Here is a 17,380-nt window from a genome sequence, read left to right as displayed (position 1 = left end):
AATCGTTCATTATCCATCTAAACCAATGGATACATATTTTGTTTCTAAATATGGCTCGATGCCTTCAATACCGCCTTCACGACCAATTCCACTCTCTTTCATACCGCCGAAAGGTGCCTGAACAGCCGATGGGCCGCCATCATTCCAGCCAATAATACCGTAATCAAGATTCTCTGAGATGTAGAGTCCGTTCCGGTAATTCTCTGTAAAGAAATATGCCGCAAGTCCAAAAGGTGTATCGTTGGCTAATTCAATCGCCTTATCTAAAGTTTGGAACGTCGTAATCGGTGCCACAGGACCAAAGGTCTCTTCATGCATGATGTTCATCGAAGGATCGACATGTGTGAGCACCGTTGGCTGAACAAAATAATATGACTTCTCATCGTCAAAATCCGTATCGCCGCCGACAAGCACTTTCGCCCCTTTATCCACTGCATCTTGAATTTGGTCGACAATTTTATCAAAGCCGCGCTTATTGATAATTGGACCGATTGATGTGCCTTCTTCAAATCCATTTCCCACTTTCAGCTTTTTCACTTCTTTGCTGAACGCTTGAGCAAACGCTTCATGAATCTCCTCATGTACAATTAAGCGGTTGGCACAGACACAGGTTTGTCCTGCATTGCGGAACTTAGATGCTACTGCTTGTTTCACAGCCAGTTCAAGATTTGCATCCTTGTCTACGATCAGCGGCGCATGACCGCCAAGTTCCATCGATACGTGTTTCACTGTGCTCGCACTGTTTTTGATCAGATGCTTTCCGACTGGCGTTGAGCCTGTAAACGTGATCTTGCGAATCAATGGACTATCTGTGAAGATTTCACCAACTTCTTTTCCATCTCCAACAACCCATTGCAGAGCATCCTCTGGAATCCCGGCTTCATGTCCTAATTTCACAAGTTCAATGGCCGTGAGCGGCGTGTCTTCAGCAGGTTTCACAATAAACGTACAGCCCGCCGCCAGTGCTGGTGCTGCCTTTCTCGTAATCATCGCCGCAGGGAAATTCCACGGTGTAATCGCAGCGACAGGACCGACTGCCTGCTTTGTGACGAAAAGACGCTTATTTGTCGTATGAGACGGGATGGTTCTGCCATAGATTCGCTTTGCTTCCTCTGCATACCATTCAATATATCCAGCTGCATAGACGATTTCCCCTAATGCTTCTTGATAAGGCTTCCCGTTTTCTTCCGTGATGATTTTTGCAAGCCTTTCTTTATGTTCGATCATGAGATCAAACCACTTGCGGATGATATTTGCACGATCATGGGCTGACGTTTTTGCCCACGTTTTGAATGCTTTGTGTGAGCGAGATATCGCGTCTTCGATCTGTTCTTTTGTATGCTGAGCAACTGAAGCAATCTCTTCCCCTGTTGCAGGATTATACACTTTGAGTTCGTTTGTCATGCTCTACCTTCTCCTTCGTTCTTGGATTCATTACATATAGTATATACCCAATGAGTGCCCAACCTAAAAGCAAGATCCATTCAGCTGGCCATGACAGAGACGCCGGCATCCCCGGAAAATAAAATGAAAGAAAAAGGAGACTAAGTCCGATGGCTAAAACGCCTGTCGTCCGCCAATATTTAATGCGGTATGGACGCTCAAGCTCGGGTTCTGTTTTGCGAAGTTTCATAAAGGCGATGGACACAATTAAGTACCCGACGATAATTCCCACACCGCCTGCATTCACAATCCAGACAAGGGCAGGGCGGCCTAGCAGTGGAGCAAAAAAGGCCAGTGCCCCTAAAAATAAAATCGCATTTGTCGGTGTTTTATACTTTGGATGAATATACGCAAACCATTTGGAAATCATGCCTCTTTCCGCCATTGCGTATAAAATACGGCTTGCACCAATGATAAAAGCATTCCAGCTCGTCACAATTCCTGCTACACCGCCAATCACAAGCACTGTCCCAAATGCTTGATGACCGAGAAGCTGCACCATGGCATCTGCTGTCGCCAATGAAGAGGCTTCAAGCTGGCCCTTTGACAACCCAGCCGATACGCCAAAGACAATGAGCAGATAAAAAACAACCGCACTCACGATGGAGATAATCAAGATTCTCCCGATGATTTTCTTCGGTGCATTGATCTCTGCCGCCACTTGCGGAATGACATCAAATCCAACGAATAAAAAGGGAATCATGACTAAAACGGCCATGAGACCGCCAACCCCGCCTTGAAACATCGGCTCAAGGTTTGCAAAATCGCCATTAAACGTCGCTCCACCTAAAAGGAGAAAACCTGTCAGAATAATCGCCACTGTGAACACTGACTGAAAAATGGCAGCAGGCTTTGCGCCAATGTAGTTCAGAGCTGTTAAAAATAACGCACCGCCAGATCCAATCAATACCCACGTGAAATAAACGTCCCATCCCCCTATATTCCATAGGAAACCAACATGCTGTGTTGGAATGACATAGTCAATCACTGTCGGCAGTGCGACAGCTTCAAACGTAATGACGGACACATAACCAAACAATACGCCCCATGCGGAGACAAACGCTGATTTTATCCCAAAGGCCCGCTGGACAAAGACGAGCCCTCCGCCTGTCTCTGGAATTGCCGACGAAAGCTCGGCATACGTGAGTCCAATAAAGATGACGAGAATGCCCCCTATGACAAAGGCAATCACACTTCCTAAAAATCCAGCTGTTAAAATCCAATCTCCCGAAAGTACAACCCAGCCCCAGCCAAGCATTGCACCAATGGACAAAAACATTACGTCTGACTGCGACATGGTTTTAGCCATTTTTTGTTTTTGCATACAACCATCCCCCTTTGTTGTTTAGCGTGCTTTGAAGGCGTCCTCGATGATCCCTAATCCTTCATGCAGCAGCTCATCTGTGATGACAAGTGGTGTTAAAAAGCGAATAATATTCCCATTAATCCCTGCCGTTAATAAGAGCAGCCCATGCTCATTTGCATATGCTGCAATCGCAGCGGCTGTTTTCTTATCAGGTGTACGCGTTCTTTGATCTTCCACAATTTCAATTGCTGCCATTGCCCCTAATCTCCGGACTTCTCCAATGAATGGGTACTTTGTTCTCCAATCATTTGCTTTGTCCTCAATGACTTGTCCAATGTGTTCAGATCGTTGATTTAATTGTTCTGTTTCAATGATATCAAGAACCGCTAATGCTGCCACACAGCCTAACGGACTTCCAGCATACGTTCCCCCCAGCTCGCCTGGATCCGCTGCATCAAGCAGTTCTTTTCTGCCAACGACACCGCTTAGCGGCAGGCCAGCTGCAAGTGATTTTGACACAGTGATTAAGTCTGGCACAACATCAAAGTGCTCAATGGCAAAGTATTTCCCCGTTCTCGCAAAACCTGTTTGGATCTCGTCTGCGACAAATACAATACCGTGCTGCTGGCAGAATGAAGCGACGTGCTGTACAAAGCGCTTCGATGGTACAATGAATCCGCCCTCCCCTTGGACAGGCTCCATGACCACACAAGCAACGGTTTCTGGTGCAACGGTTGCCACAAAGAATTGATTGAATTGATCAATGATGTACTCATCGTAGGCCGCATCACTTAATCCCTCAGGCTTCTGATAGTAATAAGGATACGGTGCTTGATACACCTCTGATGCGAATGGCCCGAACCCAAATTTATATGGCTTGACCTTGCTCGTCATGCTCATCGTCATATTTGTTCTGCCGTGGAAGCCTCTTGTAAAAGATACAACAGCCTGTCGTTTCGTATATTTACGGGCAATTTTCACCGCATTTTCAACAGCTTCTGCACCTGAATTTAAGAAAATGGCTTTCTTGTCATGGTCGCCTGGCGTTAGGTGGCATAGCTTTTCTGCTAATTCGATATAGGATTCGTACATCATCACGTTGAATCCTGGATGAATCAGACTGTCTGCCTGTGCTTTCACCGCTTCCACAACCTTTGGATGTGAATGCCCTACATTTAATGTACCGATAGCGCCTGCAAAATCGATAAAACGATTCCCATCAATATCGAACAGCTCGGCTCCCTTCCCTTTCGCTGCAAGATGACGGTTGCCATTACTGACGCCCCTTGCGACGTATTGATCTCTTTTCCCCTGCCATTCTTCTGTTGAAAAACGGTTTGTTGTCGTTTGACTCATTGTCATCCATCCCCTTTATGTCTTTTTTATTATTCTGAATATTTTTTGGTATGATAGAAAGTACCAATATCATTTTTTTGATGGTATCAGAGAGGATGGAATGGCGTGATGCTGACAATTCAACTAGATCAAACAAGAGCAAACGGATTTATTTATCATCAAATCTATACAAAAATTAAAGATGAAATTTTAAATCGAAATCTTCAGCCGCACGATCAATTACCCTCTAAACGAGAGTTAGCCGATACATTAAAAGTCAGCGTCAATTCGGTGAATGGCGCGTATCAACAGCTGCTTGCCGAGGGATATTTATATTCGGTTGAGCGCAAAGGCTTTTTTGTGGAATCACTTGAAACGTTTCATGAAGCAGGTCAGCTGAAACCCTCTTCCCTTCCAGCGGATTTAAAGGAAGAGCCTATTGCGCGAGACGACTGGTATTCCTTTTCACACATCTCCGTTGATACAGCAAACTTTCCTTTTAAAAGCTGGCTGAAAAGTGAACAAAAGGCGATCAGTCTTCACCAAGAAGCCTTTGGTGAGCTTCCGCATCCACAAGGCATTTATGAGCTGCGGGAAACGATTGCCCGGCTGATTGGACTTGCACGAGGCGTTAAATGCTACCCAGAGCAGCTCATTTTAAGCGCAGGCACACAGTCACTCATTCATTCGTTATCGAGCATCCTTCCGGCTGATCAAGTATACGGGTTAGAAAACCCTGGCTACCGCAGGCTCTATCAAATGCTGAAAAACAATCATCACCGAATTGAAACGATTGGGATTGACCAAAAAGGTGTGCGGATGAGCGACATTCACAAAAAACAGCCGAATGTCTTAATCATTACCCCTTCTCATCAGTTCCCAACAGGGGTCATCATGCCGATTTCTCGGAGGATACAGTTGTTAAACTGGGCGGCTGATCAGCAAGACCGCTATATCATTGAGGACGATTATGACAGTGAATTTAAGTATGGCACAGACAGCATACCAGCGCTGCAAAGCCTTGATCGATATGACAAAGTCATTTATATGGGGACCTTTTCTAAATCATTGCTGCCCGGCTTGCGGATCAGCTACATGGTGCTCCCGCAGCATTTATTAAGACGCTATAAGGAAGAACAGCATTTTTTCATTCAAACAGCCAATCTTTTTACCCAATACACCCTTCTTCATTTTATTAAAGACGGCGCGTATCAGCGGCATATTAAGAGAATGAATGGATTATATGAAGAAAAAAGGAAGCAGCTCATCGGAGAACTCGACACTGTTTTTGCTGACAACGTGCGCATTATTGGGGAAAATGCAGGTCTTCATTTTATCGCAGAGTTCCGCTCAGATCGAACGCAGCACGACATTTTAAAGCGAGCCAAAGAAAGAAAGCTGAAAATGTACGGGATGGACCGTTTTACCCTTGATGAGCATTTGCCAGGGCATCAAGAAGGCTTTGTCCCGCTCGTCCTCGGCTTCTCACATATGCGGCCAGAGGATATTCAGCCAGCGGTGAAACGGCTGTACGAGTCGATTTATGGGAAATAAAATAGCCAGCTGCTCTTCATAGACAGCTGGCTTACCACCGCTCTTTATCTACAGATAAAATCGATGACACAAGTCCAGGAAAAGCGGTCTCGATGTCTTCTTTTCTTAGAGAATAGTAGCGGTGCTTCCCGTCAATTCTCACTTTCACGACGCCTGCCTCCCTCAGCACTTTGAAATGATGGGAAAGCGTGGATTTGGCAATGTTCATATCATATGTGCCGCATGTCCTCTCCCCCGCTTCTGCTAAGCAGCGGACAATTTCTAATCGGACAGGGTCAGCCAATGCTTGCAGCACAGAAATCAGTGTCATGTCTTCTCGGTTTGGATGGATTGGATTATTCATACGATAAATGTATCGTATTTCTTTATAACATACAATCTCATTCCTAAATAGAACGATCAATACCTGTCATACAGATAGGTATTTTTTTAAGTTCGTTTTCTTGAAATAAGCCCTTGGTTTTGTTATCATGTCAAAAGTGACCACTCGGTTTCCATTGTGACCACATGGTTTTGCCGATTCGGAAAGGACTTAAGAAAATGAAAGAAAAGCAAGAAGAGATTTTGCGGGTTTCGAAAAAATTGTTTTCACAAAAAGGCTATATGAGTGTCTCCATGCAGTCGATTGCTGATGCCTGTAAAATATCAAAAGCGTCTATTTATAAACTGTTTGATTCAAAGGAAGAGCTTCTATTAGAACTGATTAAATATAATCAGCGCAAGATGAGGGAGATTTCTCACCTCATTCATTCAGAAGCGACGCTGTCCAAAAAGGAAAAATTCACAAAGAAGATTAAGCTTGAGCTTGAAGAGTTTAAAGAGAATCATAAATTTTTAAATATGCTGTCCTTCGAAGCATTTTCTCAGCATTCCCCCATTGTCAAAAAGCATTTGCGTGAAACACGCTCTATTATCATGCAGCGGCACAGAGATATTATTTTAAGCACATATGGCGAAACTGTTGCTCCTTATGTCTGGGATCTTGTGATTGTCCTCAATGGATTAATGAGAGAAGTCATCTTAATGCTGGCGATTGAGCATAAGAACATTCAATTAGAAAATGCTGCCGAAATGATCATCGGTGTGATGGACCGTGTATCGAAAAAGCCTTGCTCCATTGAGCCTGTGTTAACAGATGAGCTGATGGACTCTTATCTGCTTTCCTCACAGGACGAATATGATGAAGAAAAACATGTCATTACGTACTTAACGAAGATCAAGCAAGAGCTTCATGCACTTTCAAACGGAGAAGAAAAGGACGATCTCCTCTCTGCATTTGAGCTGCTGAATCAAGAATTATCAAAGGATCAACCGAGAACCTTTTTAATCAGCTCATTGCTCGATTATTTAGGCAAAAACAGCGTTTTATCTCAAAACGTGTCACAGCTGAAAAGCATCATTTTATAGATAAAGAAGGGATAACATGAACCAATCAACAACATCGTATAATCGACCTGTGATTGTTGGGATTTTTCTCGTCGGGGCATTCGTCGCGATTCTAAACCAAACGCTGCTCATTCCAGCGATCCCACACATCATGGAGGAATTCAATATTGATGTCAGTAAAGGACAATGGCTGACTACAGCCTTTATGCTGACAAACGGGATTCTCATCCCGATTACTGCCTTCTTAATAGAGAAATTTTCGAGCCGTGCCTTAGTTTTAACGGCTCTTAGCATTTTTACAGCAGGTACGATTCTTGCTGCGTTTGCAACAAATTTCCCTGTGTTACTTGCAGCGCGTATTGTACAGGCAGCCGGTGCAGGGATTTTAATGCCGCTAATGCAAACGATCTTTTTGACCATTTTCCCGAAAGAAAAACGCGGGCAGGCCATGGGAATGGTCGGACTTGTCATTTCGTTTGCACCAGCGCTTGGGCCAACACTTGGCGGATGGATTGTCGATTCCTTTAGTTGGAAATTTTTGTTCTATATTGTTCTGCCAATCGGTATCATTGATCTCATTCTTGCTTATTTCTTAATGAAAAATGTCACGCAGCAAAGAGAGACACGTATTGATGTCTTATCCGTCATCCTGTCGTCCTTCGGTTTCGGCGGTTTACTGTACGGGTTTTCTAGTGTGGGCTCATATGGATGGACGAGTGCACCTGTCCTCATTTCGCTGATTGTCGGCGCCGTGAGCTTATTCCTCTTTATCCTGCGTCAGTCGAATTTGGAAAGACCGATGCTTGAGTTTGGTGTATTTAAGTTTGCGGTCTTTAGCTTAACAACCTTCCTCGGCATGCTCGTCTTTGCTTTACTGATTGGAACTGAGACCATTCTGCCGCTCTATACGCAGAATGTCAGAGGGTTGTCTGCGCTTGATACAGGACTTATCTTATTGCCGGGTGCTCTCTTTATGGGATTCCTGTCACCGATTATCGGACGGATTTTTGATAAAGTCGGCGGAAGAGGGCTGGCAATAGGCGGGTTTACGATATTAACCGTCACCTCCCTGCCATTTATGATGCTAAGCCTTGATTCTTCGATTGCTCTCATTACGGTGGCCTACACGCTTCGCTTAATCGGAGTTGGGATGATCATGATGCCGCTGACAACAGCAGGTATTAACTCTTTACCACCGCAGCTTATCCCGCATGGGACAGCGATGAATAACACGATGAGACAAATGGGCGGCTCTATTGGGACGGCTGTGCTTGTCTCTATTATGAGCAGTTCTGCTGCAAATGCAGAAATAGCTCATCCATTGAAATCAGCCGTTCATGGCATGAATACGTCATTTATCGTTTCTGGTCTGATTGCGGTCGTTGGACTCGTCCTCGCGTTTTTCTTAAAGGAAAAACGCGAGAACAAAGTGAGGAAACAGGAGCTGTCTTCCTCCTCATCTTCTTCATAAGAAAAAGGGCTCGGCATATTGCCAGCCCTTTTTTCATATGATCCTCTATATCGTCCTCTCTGAAAATACATTTGTTTTTATAGAGAAGAAAAACCTTGATCATTTGAAGAAAAGAGTTGATAATAAGAACTATTCAATTTGTGAGAAAATTTTTACTATAGGAGATGTATGCATTGAAGGTCGTTAAATTTGGTGGCAGTTCTCTTGCATCTGGCAAGCAGCTGCAAAAGGTATTTGACATTGTAACAGCAGATCCAGCTCGAAAAGCAGTCGTTGTTTCCGCACCAGGAAAACGGCATTCAACGGATACGAAGGTCACCGATCTATTAATTAGGTGTGGTGAACAATATTTACGTTTAGGTGAAGCACATGATTTACAGGAAGCCGTCATCGAGCGGTATGCCTCGATTGCTGATGAACTAGGTTTAGGTCATCACATTATTGACACCATCCGGCACGACCTAGACGCATTATTACAGGCTGATTCGTCTCATCCTGAGCGTTATCTTGATGCTATCAAAGCAAGTGGTGAAGATAATAACGCGAAGCTGATTGCCGCCTATTTCCGCCATCAAGGTGTCGAGGCCCACTATGTGAATCCAAAGGAAGCTGGTTTATTTGTGAGCAACGAGCCTGGCCAAGCGCAAGTCCTCCCGGAATCATATGATCATTTGTACAAATTAAGAGAACGCTCTGGCATCATTGTATTCCCTGGGTTTTTTGGCTTCAGTCTAGCGGGTGATATCGTCACCTTTTCTCGAAGCGGATCAGATATTACCGGCTCCATTTTGGCAAACGGGCTGAAGGCAGATGTGTATGAAAACTTTACAGATGTGGATGCTGTCTACGCCGTCAATCCAACGATCGTTCACGAGCCAAAGGAGATCACTGAACTGACGTATCGGGAAATGCGTGAACTGTCCTATGCTGGTTTTTCTGTGTTCCATGATGAAGCGCTCATTCCGGCTTTCCGGGCAGGCATCCCTGTTCAAATTAAAAACACCAATAATCCAGCAGCCAAAGGCACAAAAATCGTGAGTCAGCGGGATCATACGAATGGACCTGTTGTTGGCATCGCCTCAGATCATGGATTTTGCAGCATTTATATCAGTAAATATTTGATGAACCGAGAAGTCGGCTTTGGACGTAAGGTGCTGCAAACATTAGAGGAATATGGCCTTACTTATGAGCATGTTCCCTCAGGTATTGATGATATGACCATTATTTTAAGGCAGGATCAGCTGGAGGAGCAGCATATTGAACAAGAGCTGTTAGACCGCCTGACGCTCGTGCTTAATGCTGATGAGGTCACTTTAGAGCGGAATCTCTCCCTCATTATGGTCGTAGGAGAAGCGATGCGTCATAATGTTGGCACAACAGCAAGAGCGGCAAAGGCACTGTCAAAAGCCAAGGTCAATATTGAAATGATCAACCAGGGCTCTTCAGAGGTCAGCATGATGTTTGGCGTCAAAGCGGCTCAAGAAAAAGAAGCCGTTCAGGCCTTGTATGAGGAATTTTTCTCTATGTCTACTGTACCTGTCTCCATTTAATTAGCAGACTGTCAGATCTCCGGATCGGCAGTCTTTTTGATCTAACGCGCTTCGAGCTGATTTGCGCATTAAAGTATATCTATTTCTCGTTTGATTTTGTATGATAGAGACAAATCAACTACCGTTCCGGCCTTTGATCGGAGCTACAAGGAGTCCTAAAACAATGCCTCGTCAACAACTATTAAAACAGTTTCGCAATTTTCATGATGCTTCTACAAGTATTTTAAACATGATGAGTCAATTCATTGATGTGAATACACTGTTTATTGCTAAAAATGATCAAAACACCAATCAGATTGTAAAGGTGCTAAATCATGACGAGCAGCTTCTTGAAGAAGGGGAAGAACTTCCTTACGAAAAGACATTTTGCAAGCTGGCGGTCGATTATCAGGATACACTGGTGATCCCTGATATTTCATTGGATGACCGTTCTAGATACTTAGAGGTCACGAAACGGCTTCAAGCCGGCTCGTTCATTGGGGTTCCCATTGATTTTACAGATGGCACGAACTACGGAACGATTTGTGGACTTGATCTAAGGGCGCAGCAGTTTACAGAAGAGCATGTGTATATGTTTGAAACGATGGCTTCTTTATTAAGCTACGTCCTTGAACTCGACCGTGCCAACCGGCAGATTCAGCAATTATCTGTACCGATCGTACCAGTTGTTGACGGTGTCGCCGTGCTCCCTCTTCTTGGTGATATCGAAGAGACACGTGCTCAGCATATTTTAGAAACCATTTTACAGGAAAGCTACAGGCTGTCGCTCTCTCATCTGGTCATCGATGTATCGGGAACAAAACGCCTGAATGAACAAAGCATTCAATATTTGGACAGCTATGCGCAAACGCTGAGACTTTTAGGGATTTCGGCTGTATTAACAGGTGTTAAGCAAGACCTTGCTTTAAGTGCGATTCAGTCTAATATTTCATTTAAAGACATCACCATTCGTAAAGATTTACCGCAAGCGCTAGCTCATATCGGCTTAACGTTTACCAAAAATGAATAAGTGATGATTTTCAAAAGGGCTAGAGATTTTGTTTTAGCCCTTTTCTTCTGGAAACGGCAGTCGAATGGTAAATGTTGTTCCTTTGTTTTTTTCACTTTTCATATCGATATGCCCTTCATGCAAGTCCACAAGCTGCTTCACAATGGACAAACCCAGTCCGTATTCTCCATACGGTGTATTCGTTCTGGAGATATCCGCTTTATAAAAACGTTCCCATATGTGTTTGACTTCGTCTGGCGCAATGCCAATGCCCGTGTCTTCAATTTCAATGACCGTCTCTTGATTCTCTTGTTTCCCTCTTAAGGAAATATGGCCGCCTTCTGTGAATTGAATGGCGTTCTTTGTGATATTGACAAGGATTTGAATGAGCCGGTCATAATCTGCGTATACCTTTTGTTCAGGATCAACGTCTACGATCAGCTGATTGTTTTTCTCTTCAGCGATTCGGCTCAGCTGCTCTTTGATCACTTCAAACGTATCAATGAGTGGATAGTGAAATTTTTGAAGGGTAATTTGATTCGATCTGATTTTCTCATAATCCATATTCTCATTGACAAGGCGCAACATTCGTTTTGTCTCGTCTGTGATTAAGGCATAGCATTTCTCTTTCTCTTCTGCCGGCACATCCGCTGTGTTCAGCCATTCTACCAACCCTCGAATGGTGGTCAGCGGCGTTTTTAATTCGTGAGACACATCAGCGATGAATTGACGTCTCCGCTTTTCAAGCCGGTCAATTTCCTCTCTTGATCGTTGGAGGCGTTCGGCCATCATATTAAAATCCTCACTAAGTGTGCCAATTTCATCAAGGTGTTTGTTTTCAAGGTTGATATTGTAATCGCCTTGTGCAATCTTTTCAGTCGCCTCTCTCAATTTTTTGATTCGCTTCACATGAAATTTAGATAGAAACAGACTGAGAATAAAGGTAATCGTCAGTGCCACAAATACGATGATATACAGATAGCGGTTCATCTGGGCGATGAGCTGTTCAGCTCCTTGAATCGGAGCAATGAGGACGACTCCGCCCTTCAGCTTCCCATCCTCCATGACAGGGAGCGCCACAAGTGATGCCTCTTGATCGAGGCGGCGTGAATCACTCCGCTTCACGATGATTTGCTCTCCTTTTGAGAGCTTCACCCATAAATCCTTTGTCAGCAAAGCTTCATGCGGAGGCATCCCCTGCTGCTGAGACAGAACATCCCCTTTCTCATCAAACACGAAAAAGCGAATTTGTCTTGTCGAGAGAATATCTTCAAATGGACGCAGACGGAAGATCATCTCGGTTTTAGGCAGCTGTTTAAAATTCTGCAAGATTTCATTGCCATAGGAGCTCATTTCATCGACCCTGTTTTGATAGGCAATATCTTTCACAAAATGAGATAAGAGGGTGCTGATAATCATGATGGCGATGAGCAATAACCCAAGGTGGCTAATCAGCAGCTGATAAAAATATTTAATCTTCATCGAACTTATACCCTACGCCCCATACTGTATATAAAAAGGGCTTAGGCCCGTCTCCAATTTTTTGGCGAAGCCGTTTAATATGAACATCAACCGTCCGTTCATCTCCATAAAATTGATATCCCCAAATCTGTTCCAGTAATTGCTCGCGCGAAAACACTTGCCGAGGATGGTGAATAAAAAAGCACAGCAGATCATATTCCTTTGGCGTCAAGTTCTCAATACGCTCTCCATCTAGAAAGACTTCTCTCGTTTTCTTATCTAATTGAAAATGCGCTGTCTTCAGCCGTTCGTCCTCTTTCACCTTTTCTAGAGTGGATGTATGAGCAAAGCGTCGTTTCACCGCTTTGATTCTTGCCATTAAGGTCAAAGGACTAAAAGGTTTGGTCACATAATCATCTGCTCCAAGATCAAAACCAAGCACCTGATCAGACTCGGTTTCCTTTGCCGTCAGCATAATAATCGGAACATCACTGATCTTGCGCACCTTTTGACAAATGGTCAAACCATCCATCGACGGAAGCATGACATCTAAGATGAGCAAATCCCAATCCTCCTCTTGCTGAAACCGATTCAGTCCTTCTAGTCCATCATGAACGAATTCTGCTTGAAACCCCTCTCTTTGAAAAAACATATCTGTCATTGTACAAACGCTCTGATTGTCTTCAATCATTAATATTTTCATCATCAGCCTCCGCTGTTGCTTGTTTTTCTTTATGTAGCTTTATTTTACATGTTCCTTCTCAAATCTCAATTGGATTCAAACGATTTCATGAACTTATCATGGTTTGGTCATCTTTTATTCATACTTTTTGATGGCGTTGGATGTTGAGGTAAATCACACTTATTTTTGTTATACAAAAAGGCTCATCTCGATTGATGAGCCTTTTCCTTACTAATCCAGCAGCTGCAGATAAGAAGAGTCGTTTGCCGCTTCAATTGCTTGTAGGACCTGCTGTGCATGTGATGCGTCTATGACACTGCTTAACTTTTGCATGATGTCTTCTTTCGATAATGCGTGTCCGGGTGCTCCCCGCGGGATATCGACCCGCCTGCTGATGGTGGTGCCGTCAGATAAGGTGAGCTTCACAATGGTAAAGCGTCCTTTTGGGACAGCGTCTGGATGGGGGTCTATTGTTTGATCATATCCTCTGCTGACCCGCTTCATCCATGTCCGCATCTCGGGTGAAATGGTTTTTTCCGTAAAGGCATCCAGTGATAAAGTGTGTCCAAACACCGCAAGTGCGATGACGTACTCGACACTGAATCGTCCTTCTTCTCCAGTCAAGGGCGTCCGCTCCGTGAGCGCCGCATCTCCGCCAGGCGGAAAAATGACGTCGACCTGTTCAATCTGATCCTGTATGGAAGGGCGTTCTTTCACCAAAAATTCAATCGCTTCTGCTGCATGGTGCGCGGCGGAGCAGAACGGATATACTTTGAACCATAACCCTGGCGAGACAATGCGCCATATAGAACCATAGCCTTCTAGCAACCGTTTTTCCGCCAGCTCCTGATCTCCATAGAGTGAAAAGAAACCATTCTCCCCATCAAGAACCGATTCATTCCCGCCAAAACCTGAACAAGCTAAATCCATGGACCACACGGCTGTTTTAGCGGCTAAGCCAGCTTGTAATGGTTTCATATCAGAGCCAAACTGCTTTCGCATTCCGGATGATTGCGCTCCGGCAAAGCCGATCGCTTTTGTCAGCTCTTCTCGTGAGACTTGTTTCAAATAGCCGATAGCACATACTGCCGCAATGGCTCCGAGGGTTCCGGTATTATGCCAGCCCCGCTCATAATGCGCCTTGCCGATGGATTCGCCAAGCCTTGCCATCACTTCGACACCTGTTATGTAGGCGGCTAAAAATCGTTCGCCGTATCCTTTGTCGTCTGTCAGCTGTGAAAGCAATGCCGGGATGATGACCGCACTCGGATGTCCTCTCACATCTGAATGCACATCATCATAATCAAGGGCATGGATGAGGTAGCCGTTTAGCATTGCTGCGGATTGACGGCTGATCTTCTTACCCTGTCCAATGACGGGAACCTGCGCTGCCCCGCCTTCTTTTTCAACAAGCTGCATCAGCTTCTGAATCCCTTCATCCTCTTTCGCAGCAAGCGCTGCTGCCGCAGCGTCTAATAGACCGTTTTTGGCCATTTGTATGGCCCGCTGATCTTGCAGCGGATCAGCTGAAAGCACAGCCTCTGCCAGCTGTTTCGTTAGTTCCATGATGGTGACTCCAAAGCCCGAATGGCAAGCTCGGCAAAGAAAGCAGCAGCGACTGGAAGTGCGTCTTCATTTAACGTAAAGGCAGGATGATGCCATTCCTCGGTGCCGTTTGTCCCCATCCATACAAAAAAGCCTGGAATGCGCTCTTGATAAAGGGCAAAGTCTTCTCCGCCGGGTGACTGCTCTGCCTGTGCTACTGTGAGATCAAGTGCACCAGCCGTTTCTTCTACAACCTTTGTCAGGCGCTCGTCATTCATCACAGAAGGCAAATAGGGATGCCATCTCACTTCTGCCTTTGCGCCAAACCCTTCTGCAATCCCGCTTACGATTTGTTTCATGAGATCTGGAATCATCGCTCTCACTTCTGGCTCAAACGTACGAACGGTTCCTTCCATCTCGACACGGTCAGGAATCACATTCCATGACGTCCCGCCTTGAATACGTGTAATGCTGACAACCGCATGATGCAATGAGCTAATGCGGCGGCTGACGATTTGCTGGAGGGCGCTTGTGATCTGCCCGCTGATGGCAATTGGATCCACTGTGTGATTCGGAATCCCTGCATGACCGCCTGTTCCTTTAATATCGATTTCAAATCGATCGACACTTGCCATTAATGCTTTTTCTCTGATGCCGATGGTGCCAACTGGCAGGTCAGGTTTGTTATGCATACCGAAAATTGCATCCACCCCATCTAAAACACCTGCCTCTATGACGTGTTTCGCCCCTTGAGCGACCTCCTCAGCCGGTTGGAACAAAATGCGGACCGTTCCTTTGATCTCGTGTTTACGCTCGTTTAATAAGACCGCCGCACCAAAAATCGAAGCTGTATGAAAATCATGACCGCATGCATGCATTTTGCCCGGTTCCTTTGAAGAAAATGGTTCGCCAGATGCTTCTTCAATCGGAAGTGCATCAATATCGGCTCTCAGGGCAATTGTCGGCCCCTCTTGTTCTCCCTTTATTTCACAGACAATCCCTGTTTGAAGAGCTGGGACATCGAGTACAGTGATCCCTTCCTTTTCTAACCAGCGGCGCAGTTTCTTTGTCGTTTCATATTCTTCGAATGACAATTCTGGGTGCTCATGAAGCGCTCGGCGAATGTTAATTAAACGTTTGTTTAAGGCTTCATTTCCTATTGATTTCACTGGACATTCACCCCTCTTAAGAATAAAAAGCAGCTTATGCTTCTTCAGCCGCTGCTTCTTTTTGGATAAATCGTTTTGTTCGTTCATTCTTCGTTTTATCAAATAGTTCTGTTGGTGTCCCCTGCTCAATAATATGACCATCCGCCATGAAAATCACATGGTCTGCCACTTCTCTTGCAAACGCCATTTCATGTGTGACAATGATCATAGTTGTTTCTTGAATCGCAATGGATTTAATGACCTGAAGCACACCTGAGACGAGCTCTGGATCTAATGCTGACGTCGGTTCATCCAGTAAAATCGCATGTGGATCAACAGCTAACGCACGGGCAATGCCAATCCGCTGCTGCTGTCCGCCAGATAACGTGACCGGATAGCTGTCAGCCTTTTGTTCTAGCCCCACCTGCTTTAATAGCTTCATACCGATCTCATTCGCCTGCTGTTTCGTCATTTTTTTCGTCACAAGCAGTGATTCTGTAATGTTTTGTAGGGCTGTTTTGTTTTTAAATAGATTATAGTTTTGAAACACCATGGCCGTTTGTTGACGGAGGTGATGTGCTTCTTTACGTGTATATTTGGACGCATTCAGCTTCGCATCGCCAATTTCAATCATGCCTTCATCTGGCGTTTCTAATAAATTTAAGCAGCGCAGTAAGGTTGATTTACCGGAGCCAGAAGGTCCGATAATGGCCACAACCTGCCCTTTTTGTACGTCAAGATTGATTCCGTCCAAGACGACAAGGTCGCCGAATGATTTCTTCAAATTGGTGAGCTTGATCATGTCCACACCTCCTTAATTCCGGTAAGGTTTGCTGATTTTTCGTTCAAATAGGTCTTGCAGGAAGCTATAAATGATGGTCAGCACCCAGTACACAATCCCTACGGCTAAATAGGTTTCAAAGTATTTATAGTTCGCCGAGGCAATCATCTTCCCTTGTGCAAACATTTCTGCCACCCCGATGGTAAAGGCAAGAGATGTTTCTTTTAAAAGACCGATAAAGGTATTTCCCGTCGCTGGAATCGCATTTCTAATTGCCTGCGGGAAAATAATTCTGACGTAAGACTGCCATCTTGTCATGCCGACAGATAGGCAGGCCTCAAGCTGCCCTTCATCCACAGAATTGAGTGCCGCTCTGAAAATTTCTGCTAAGTACGCTGAGTTTTTAATACTTAATCCGATAATGACCGCTGTTAAGGCATCCATTGAGGTCATCGCAGGGAATAGCTGCGGAAGACCAAAATAAATGAGAAAGAGCTGAACCAAGGTTGGAACCGCTCTGAAGAAAGAAATATACAGCTTGGCAAATTGGTATAGGACAGGTATCCGGTTTTTTGTAATGAGAGCGAATACCACACCAATGATAATGGCAAATACCATGGAGACAATCGCCATGAAGATCGTTATCGGCAAGTATTGAATCAAGGTCGGAAAAACCGTCACCATATACTGCCAATCAATGTTATTCATGTCTGCTGTTCACCGCCGCTGT

Annotated in this window: 15 protein-coding genes; 5 read left to right on the top strand and 10 right to left on the bottom strand. The window is 44.7% G+C overall.

What is annotated here, in order from left to right; genetic code table 11:
* Positions 1-9 precede the first annotated feature (9 nt).
* From ACYH0L_RS02145 to gabT, 3 genes are read right to left on the bottom strand one after another with little or no spacing between them, the layout of a single operon-like run.
* On the bottom strand, positions 10-1,404 hold the full coding sequence (locus tag ACYH0L_RS02145; RefSeq protein ID WP_099726046.1) for an NAD-dependent succinate-semialdehyde dehydrogenase: 1,395 nt from the start codon (positions 1,402-1,404) through the stop codon (positions 10-12).
* The gene (locus ACYH0L_RS02140; RefSeq protein ID WP_099726047.1) at positions 1,379-2,767 is read right to left on the bottom strand and encodes an APC family permease; all 1,389 of its coding nucleotides are present in this window, start codon (positions 2,765-2,767) and stop codon (positions 1,379-1,381) included. The genes ACYH0L_RS02145 and ACYH0L_RS02140 overlap by 26 nt, the downstream gene beginning before the upstream one ends.
* Before the next feature lie 21 nt (positions 2,768-2,788).
* Positions 2,789-4,105 carry a 4-aminobutyrate--2-oxoglutarate transaminase gene (gene gabT, locus ACYH0L_RS02135; RefSeq protein WP_099726048.1) on the bottom strand — a complete coding sequence of 439 codons (1,317 nt, stop codon included), beginning with the start codon at positions 4,103-4,105 and terminating at the stop codon, positions 2,789-2,791.
* A 108-nt stretch (positions 4,106-4,213) separates the two neighbouring features.
* Between gabT and gabR the strand changes: the two genes are divergently transcribed.
* Positions 4,214-5,638, top strand: coding sequence for a MocR-like transcriptional regulator GabR (gene gabR / locus ACYH0L_RS02130; RefSeq protein ID WP_249704764.1), 1,425 nt, complete (start codon positions 4,214-4,216; stop codon positions 5,636-5,638).
* A 31-nt stretch (positions 5,639-5,669) separates the two neighbouring features.
* On the opposite strand, the gene ACYH0L_RS02125 is transcribed toward gabR, so the two are convergent.
* Positions 5,670-5,981, bottom strand: coding sequence for an ArsR/SmtB family transcription factor (locus tag ACYH0L_RS02125; protein WP_099726050.1), 312 nt, complete (start codon positions 5,979-5,981; stop codon positions 5,670-5,672).
* Positions 5,982-6,178: 197 nt separating this feature from the next.
* Here ACYH0L_RS02125 and ACYH0L_RS02120 point away from each other — a divergent pair, with 197 nt between their 5' ends.
* The 4 genes from ACYH0L_RS02120 to ACYH0L_RS02105 all read left to right on the top strand — a co-directional run bounded on the left by ACYH0L_RS02120 (position 6,179) and on the right by ACYH0L_RS02105 (position 11,054).
* Complete coding sequence (locus ACYH0L_RS02120) at positions 6,179-7,045, top strand: TetR/AcrR family transcriptional regulator (protein ID WP_230031289.1); 867 nt, start codon at positions 6,179-6,181, stop codon at positions 7,043-7,045.
* A gap of 16 nt (positions 7,046-7,061) precedes the next feature.
* Positions 7,062-8,495, top strand: a complete 1,434-nt coding sequence (locus tag ACYH0L_RS02115; RefSeq protein ID WP_099726052.1) for an MDR family MFS transporter — start codon at positions 7,062-7,064, stop codon at positions 8,493-8,495.
* A 173-nt stretch (positions 8,496-8,668) separates the two neighbouring features.
* The gene (locus ACYH0L_RS02110; protein WP_482354314.1) at positions 8,669-10,045 is read left to right on the top strand and encodes an aspartate kinase; all 1,377 of its coding nucleotides are present in this window, start codon (positions 8,669-8,671) and stop codon (positions 10,043-10,045) included.
* Between the two features lie 163 nt (positions 10,046-10,208).
* Positions 10,209-11,054: a GAF domain-containing protein gene (locus ACYH0L_RS02105; RefSeq protein WP_482354313.1), complete on the top strand. Its 846-nt coding sequence runs from the start codon at positions 10,209-10,211 to the stop codon at positions 11,052-11,054.
* A gap of 33 nt (positions 11,055-11,087) precedes the next feature.
* On the opposite strand, the gene ACYH0L_RS02100 is transcribed toward ACYH0L_RS02105, so the two are convergent.
* The 6 genes from ACYH0L_RS02100 to ACYH0L_RS02075 form a co-directional block, all read right to left on the bottom strand.
* On the bottom strand, positions 11,088-12,515 hold the full coding sequence (locus ACYH0L_RS02100; protein ID WP_327925483.1) for a HAMP domain-containing sensor histidine kinase: 1,428 nt from the start codon (positions 12,513-12,515) through the stop codon (positions 11,088-11,090).
* Positions 12,505-13,197, bottom strand: coding sequence for a response regulator transcription factor (locus tag ACYH0L_RS02095; RefSeq protein WP_099726056.1), 693 nt, complete (start codon positions 13,195-13,197; stop codon positions 12,505-12,507). Before ACYH0L_RS02095 ends, ACYH0L_RS02100 begins: the two co-directional genes overlap by 11 nt.
* Positions 13,198-13,407: 210 nt before the next feature.
* Positions 13,408-14,742 carry an MmgE/PrpD family protein gene (locus tag ACYH0L_RS02090; RefSeq protein ID WP_482354312.1) on the bottom strand — a complete coding sequence of 445 codons (1,335 nt, stop codon included), beginning with the start codon at positions 14,740-14,742 and terminating at the stop codon, positions 13,408-13,410.
* Entirely contained in the window at positions 14,733-15,890 is a 1,158-nt protein-coding gene (locus tag ACYH0L_RS02085) for an amidohydrolase (RefSeq protein ID WP_099726087.1), read from the bottom strand. Before ACYH0L_RS02085 ends, ACYH0L_RS02090 begins: the two co-directional genes overlap by 10 nt.
* A gap of 34 nt (positions 15,891-15,924) precedes the next feature.
* The gene (locus ACYH0L_RS02080) at positions 15,925-16,671 is read right to left on the bottom strand and encodes an amino acid ABC transporter ATP-binding protein (protein WP_367308322.1); all 747 of its coding nucleotides are present in this window, start codon (positions 16,669-16,671) and stop codon (positions 15,925-15,927) included.
* Between the two features lie 12 nt (positions 16,672-16,683).
* Positions 16,684-17,358 carry an amino acid ABC transporter permease gene (locus ACYH0L_RS02075; RefSeq protein WP_230031282.1) on the bottom strand — a complete coding sequence of 225 codons (675 nt, stop codon included), beginning with the start codon at positions 17,356-17,358 and terminating at the stop codon, positions 16,684-16,686.
* Positions 17,359-17,380: the final 22 nt, after the last annotated feature.

This window comes from Bacillus sp. MC1252 (assembly GCF_056838025.1).
Note: the sequence above shows the minus strand (reverse complement) of the source record. Positions and strands in the feature narration are given on the sequence as shown.